Source organism: Muriicola sp., from assembly GCF_049669965.1.
Classification (GTDB): domain Bacteria; phylum Bacteroidota; class Bacteroidia; order Flavobacteriales; family Flavobacteriaceae; genus Muriicola.
Window position 1 is genome coordinate 1 of record NZ_JBATLB010000161.1, and the last position, 5,307, is coordinate 5,307.

Below are 5,307 nucleotides of genomic sequence, written 5' to 3' on the forward strand. Positions count from 1 at the left end.
TTGCGTTTTATATATATAAAACGCACCCACAAGCACTTCACCTGGTTGCCGTTCGCTGAAAACCCCTTATTTTTCGGTATCTGACAACAACATGGGTAAAGTGCAAAAAATCATCGGTGAACGTACATAACCCCTAAATCCGCTTACCGAAAAAAGAGGTTGTTTATCGGGACAAATGCCCTAAAGACACATCTCGACTACCGCTCGATATGACAAGGGTGAGAACTCGAAATAACAAATTAGGAGCTCTACCAAACATTGATTTTTCCTAATCCTTCTTCTAAATACTTTTTATCACAATTAAGTTGAAGGCAATTGATTATTTTAGGGGATCTTTCTCAACTAATTAACCAAAGGCCGCTTTTATGAAAAACTACTATTTAACACTGACTAGCTGTTTTTTCCTATTCTTTTCTTTAGCACAAGAGGAAGAAAAAAAAGAAGTTCCCATACCACTTGCCCAGTCGTTTGTTACCCAGCACCAGATCAGCAATGGGGGGAAGACCGTAAGCTATACAGCCACGGCTGCTGAGCACTATCTAAAGGACGAAAAAGACCTGCCGGTGGCGGCTATATGGGCTATTTCCTATACCAAAACAGGAGTGGCCGATCCTTCCAAGCGCCCAGTTACCTTTGTCTTTAACGGTGGTCCCGGCTCTGCCTCGGTATGGCTGCATATGGGCCTGCTAGGACCTCAGCTGGTAAAAGTACCCTCCGATGCCAATGCGGATGACGGTGCGGCACCTTATCAGATAATGACCAATGAGCAGGGTATCCTGGACCTAACCGACCTGGTTTTTATAGACCCGGTTGGAACTGGCTATAGCAGGGTTTTGGGAAAAGGCAAGGCAGCCGATTATTGGGGGTTAAAGGAAGACGCAACTTCCATAGCTAAATTTATGCGCCAATGGGTCACCGAGAACAACCGTTGGTTTTCCCCAAAATACATTGCCGGAGAAAGCTTTGGAACCACCAGGGCAGCGGCCGTGGCCAATGCGCTGGAAGGCGATGGGCAGGATATGGCCCTTAATGGCCTTATTTTGATCTCTCAGGCTTTGGACTACGAAGGTTCTACCTCCATTCATGACAATATTACCTCCTACCTCACTTATTTACCCAGCATGGCTGCCACCGCCTGGTATCATAAAAAAGCAGGGCAGGGGAAATCCCTGCAAGATTTTGTGGAAGAAAGCCGGATGTTCACCTATACTACCTATGCCCCGGCCCTGTATAAAGGCAACCTCCTTTCTTCATCAGAAAAAGAAAGTATTGCCGAAAAACTAGGCTATTTCACGGGCCTTGACAAGGCCTATATCCTAAAAAGTAATCTCAGAGTGCTGATCCCACGCTTTCAAAAACAACTTTTGGCAGAAAAAGGCCTGGCGATAGGCCGACTCGATGGCCGGTTTATGGGTGATGAGGCCGATGATGTGGCCGAAGGTCCCCACTTAGGAGATCCGGCTTCCTACCAGATCTCTTCTGCCTACACGGCGGCATTAAATCATTATTTGGCAAATACCCTGAAGGTTAAAATGGACAGACCCTACCTTACCAGTAATGATGCCATTGGCGAAAAATGGCGCTGGAGGATGGTGCCTGAAGGTAAATACTGGGAACCCATGCCTGTAAATACGGCCAGGCTGCTGGGAGATACCATGCGCCGTAATACGGCGATGAAGGTGATGGTGGCCAGTGGGTATTACGACCTTATTTGTCCGTTCTTCGATGCTGAATACACCTTTAACCGAAACGGCATAGTTACAGAACGCGTGAGCTTTAAATATTTTGAAGCGGGTCATATGATGTACACCCATACCCCGGATTATGAGCAACTGACAAAGGATATAAGGGCATTTTTGAATAAGTGATGGTTATATTGGGTCAATCAGAGTCAGGGGATGTCACTTCGAGCGGAGTCGAGAAGCGAGACCAGCTTAAGCCAATTTAGCAGTGTTCTTGGCAGTCTTAAAAGACAATTCCTTTTTAATTCTGCTATTCTTAAAACGATACAAACGAGCAACATTGTTCTCTTTAGTAGTTTCAGTAACAACCTCTTTCTTAATAGTTTCTACTTTTACTTCAGCGGTGTTTTCCTGAGCCTGGGCAGCGAAGCTGATAAAGAAGATAAAGAAGATGGTTGCTATTGTTTTCATGTCTTGCGTTTTATATATATAAAACGCACCCACAAGCACTTCACCGGGTTGCCGTTCGCTGAAAACCCCTTATTTTTCGGTATCTGACAAGAACATGGGTAAAGTGCAAAAAATCATCGGTAAACGTACCAAACCCCTAAATCCGCTTACCGAAAAAAGAGGTCGTTTATCTGGTTAATCTCCTCCCAGATAGCGTTGAAATTATATTTTTTATCTCATCTTCTGTCAAGACTTAGGATTAGGCACGGAATTTATTACATTTAATTCCCGAACCTTTTTCGGTCTACATACATATATATTCACATACAAAACAACCCCCAAGGGATAATCAAACTAAATCAATAGGACCTATGAAATTTAAACTTCTGGAAGAATTCAAGGAATTTGCAGTAAAAGGAAATATGATAGACATTGCTATTGGTGTGATCATCGGTTCTGCATTTAACAAGGTGGTAGATGTACTCGTCAAGGAGATCTTCCTGCCGCCTCTGTCTTTCCTAACCGATGGTGTCAATTGGGAAAACAAGAAATGGATCATACGCGAAGCGGTGACCACAGATGGCGTGGCCAACCCGGAACAAATTGCCATTGGCTATGGAAAACTGATAGAAGCCACCTTTGATTTTATCATCATTGGCTTTACGGTCTTCCTGGTGGTTAAGTTTATGAATACTTTACGGAACAGGGCCCAGGACCCAAAGGATGTAAAAGTTTCCACCCCCAAAGACATAGAACTGTTAAACCGTATCGCAGAATTAATGGAAAAGCAAATTGAACTTACAGAGCAAAATAAGTCCTGATCCCAATATCAGGTAGCGTATTACCGAGTTCAAGATATATCTTGAAGGAAGGCAACTTGCGAAGCAAAACGAGACCAGTTAAAGATTACACCAATTTAGCAGTGTTCTTAGCAGTCTTAAAAGACAATTCTTTTTTAATTCTGCTATTCTTAAAACGATACAAACGAGCAACAGTGTTCTCTTTAGTAGTTTCAGTTACAACCTCTTTCGCAGCAGTTTCTACTTTTACCTCAGCAGTGTTTTCATGAGCCTGGGCAGCGAAGCTGATAAAGAAGATAAAGAAGATGGTTGCTATAGTTTTCATGTGTTGCGTTTTATATATATAAAACGCACCCACAAGCACTTCACCGGGGTACCGTTCGCTGAAAAACCCTTATTTTTCGGTATCTGGCAAGATGTTCGTTCAACGAACAATAATCATCGGTGAACGTACACAACCCCCAAAACAGCTTACCGAAAAAAGGGGTCGTTTATCGGGACAAATGCCCTCAGGTGACCACTTAACTCCCATACGAAGACATAGGGTAACAACATTTGAATAAACCCAACCAATCCAAACCTACCCCGGGCCCCTCCCGGTCCCGATAGTTATAGGGAGGAGTAAGTTCTAATAATATTTTATTTTTGACTATTATCACTTTAGTCTGGTTATCCGAAGGTTTTCAGAAATAATGGCGTGGCCAGCGGAGGTGCGTTTCGTGAAACGAAAAAGAGCATGAAGCGATAGCCGCGCCATGGTTTTTAGTCCCGATAACTATCTGGGCAAAAAATTTCCTAAAAACTTCTTGATCTTTTGGTTCGTTTTGCATCAAGGTAAAATGAACAAAAGAAAAAGGGTCTAGACTCAAATTTAATTTTCATTGGGAACTGGAAGCTTTATTTAGATTTGAGCTTTACAATGATTTTCTAAAAATTTGATCGAAATATCAATAGAACAGATAGATATGAGGACAATTCATTATTTTAGAGCAACTATCATAACTCTCACCAAAGACCAACCTTATGAATAAACTTTGCACCACCCTCGCCCTCTGTTTCTTCCTTACCATTTCTTTCGCTCAAAAAGAAGAAAAAAAGGACTTTTCCGAAGCCTTTACCCTTATCGAAGTATGGCTCGATGCCCAAAAAGACTACGAAAACCTGCCCGGGATCAGTGCGGCAGTCATAGAGGACCAGGAAGTCCTATGGTCTGGCGCCTTTGGCCAGGCCAATAAGGCTCAAAACACCCCCATGACCGCAGAGACCCTTTGCAGCATCTGCTCCATCTCCAAACTCTTTACCTCCGTGGCCATCATGAAACTCTATGACGAAGGCAAGTTACGGCTGGATGATACCGTAGACGAGCTGCTTCCCTCCTACGATTTAAAACAGCAATTTCCAAACAGCGGACCTATCACCGTACGCTCCCTGCTCACCCACTCCTCCGGGCTCCCCCGGGAAGCGGTAAACCCTTATTGGACGGGACCCGACTTTCCCTTTCCTACCCGCTCAGAGATAGATGCCAGCCTTGGGAAGCAGGAGACCCTCTACCCCGCCTCCACCTATTTTCAGTACAGCAACCTGGCGCTTACCCTGCTGGGGCATATTGTGGAAAAAGTCTCCGGGCAGGACTATGACACCTATATCAAAGAAAACATCTTATACCCATTACAATTGGCAGACACCCGTACAGAGCTCCCGGAGGCCCTTTACGGTAGCAAACTGGCCATTGGCTACAGCGCCATAGACCGGCAGGGGCAACGCCCGCCGGTAAAACTCTTCCAGGCCAAAGGGATAAAACCCGCCGCTGGCTTTTCCTCCAATGTGCTAGATCTTGGGAAATTTGCCTCCTGGCAATTCAGGCTGCGGGACAGCACACTCACCGAGATCCTAAAACCTTCAACCCTAAAGTATATGCAGCAGGTGCACTGGACGGACCCTGACTGGAAGACCACCTGGGGGCTGGGCTTTGTGGTCTACAAAGGCAGCGATGGCCAAACCTGGTCGGGCCATGGCGGTTCCTGCCCCGGCTACCGCTCTACCCTGCAGCTCAACCTGAAAGACAAACGCGCCTATGCAGTGATGATCAATGCCGGGGGCACCAATCCCAACAGGTATTCCAATGGCATCCATGCCATTTTAAAGAAGGTAAAGGCCCCCAACAAAGAAGAAACGCCTAGGGACTTGACAGACTATATTGGTACCTACAACCCCAAACCCTGGGGCAGCGAGGAATACGTGGGTAGCTGGGAAGGCAAGCTGGTCATGATGGGCCTGCCTACCAACTCCCCGGCCGAGGCCATGACCTTCTACAGACACATTGAAGGTGACACCTTTAAACGTCTTCGCGATGACGGGGAATTGGGTGAGGCCGT

The 5,307-nt window shown here is 45.5% G+C and carries 5 protein-coding genes; 3 read left to right on the forward strand and 2 right to left on the reverse strand.

Features of this window, described 5'->3' with window-relative positions:
- Positions 1–365 precede the first annotated feature (365 nt).
- A complete protein-coding gene (locus WBM49_RS08640; protein ID WP_424371652.1) occupies positions 366–1,868 on the forward strand; it encodes a S10 family peptidase in 1,503 nt (500 codons plus the stop codon).
- 66 nt (positions 1,869–1,934) lie between these two features.
- Here WBM49_RS08640 and WBM49_RS08645 read toward each other — a convergent pair whose 3' ends face one another.
- Complete coding sequence (locus tag WBM49_RS08645; protein ID WP_424371653.1) at positions 1,935–2,153, reverse strand: hypothetical protein; 219 nt, start codon at positions 2,151–2,153, stop codon at positions 1,935–1,937.
- A 350-nt stretch (positions 2,154–2,503) separates the two neighbouring features.
- On the opposite strand from WBM49_RS08645, the gene mscL reads away from it, so the two are divergent.
- Positions 2,504–2,953 carry a large conductance mechanosensitive channel protein MscL gene (gene mscL / locus WBM49_RS08650; protein ID WP_424371654.1) on the forward strand — a complete coding sequence of 150 codons (450 nt, stop codon included), beginning with the start codon at positions 2,504–2,506 and terminating at the stop codon, positions 2,951–2,953.
- 85 nt (positions 2,954–3,038) lie between these two features.
- Here mscL and WBM49_RS08655 read toward each other — a convergent pair whose 3' ends face one another.
- Positions 3,039–3,257, reverse strand: coding sequence for a hypothetical protein (locus WBM49_RS08655; RefSeq protein ID WP_424371655.1), 219 nt, complete (start codon positions 3,255–3,257; stop codon positions 3,039–3,041).
- Positions 3,258–3,955: 698 nt separating this feature from the next.
- On the opposite strand from WBM49_RS08655, the gene WBM49_RS08660 reads away from it, so the two are divergent.
- Positions 3,956–5,307: serine hydrolase domain-containing protein (locus tag WBM49_RS08660; RefSeq protein WP_424371656.1), on the forward strand; the 1,352-nt coding region annotated here is incomplete at its 3' end.

What these genes read in the sequence shown, in the direction of transcription:
- WBM49_RS08640 (WP_424371652.1), top strand. Translation starts at nt 366, where the DNA reads ATGAAAAACTACTATTTAACACTGACTAGCTGTTTTTTCCTATTCTTT.
- mscL (WP_424371654.1), top strand. Translation starts at nt 2,504, where the DNA reads ATGAAATTTAAACTTCTGGAAGAATTCAAGGAATTTGCAGTAAAAGGA.
- WBM49_RS08655 (WP_424371655.1), bottom strand. Translation starts at nt 3,257, where the DNA reads ATGAAAACTATAGCAACCATCTTCTTTATCTTCTTTATCAGCTTCGCT.
- WBM49_RS08645 (WP_424371653.1), bottom strand. Translation starts at nt 2,153, where the DNA reads ATGAAAACAATAGCAACCATCTTCTTTATCTTCTTTATCAGCTTCGCT.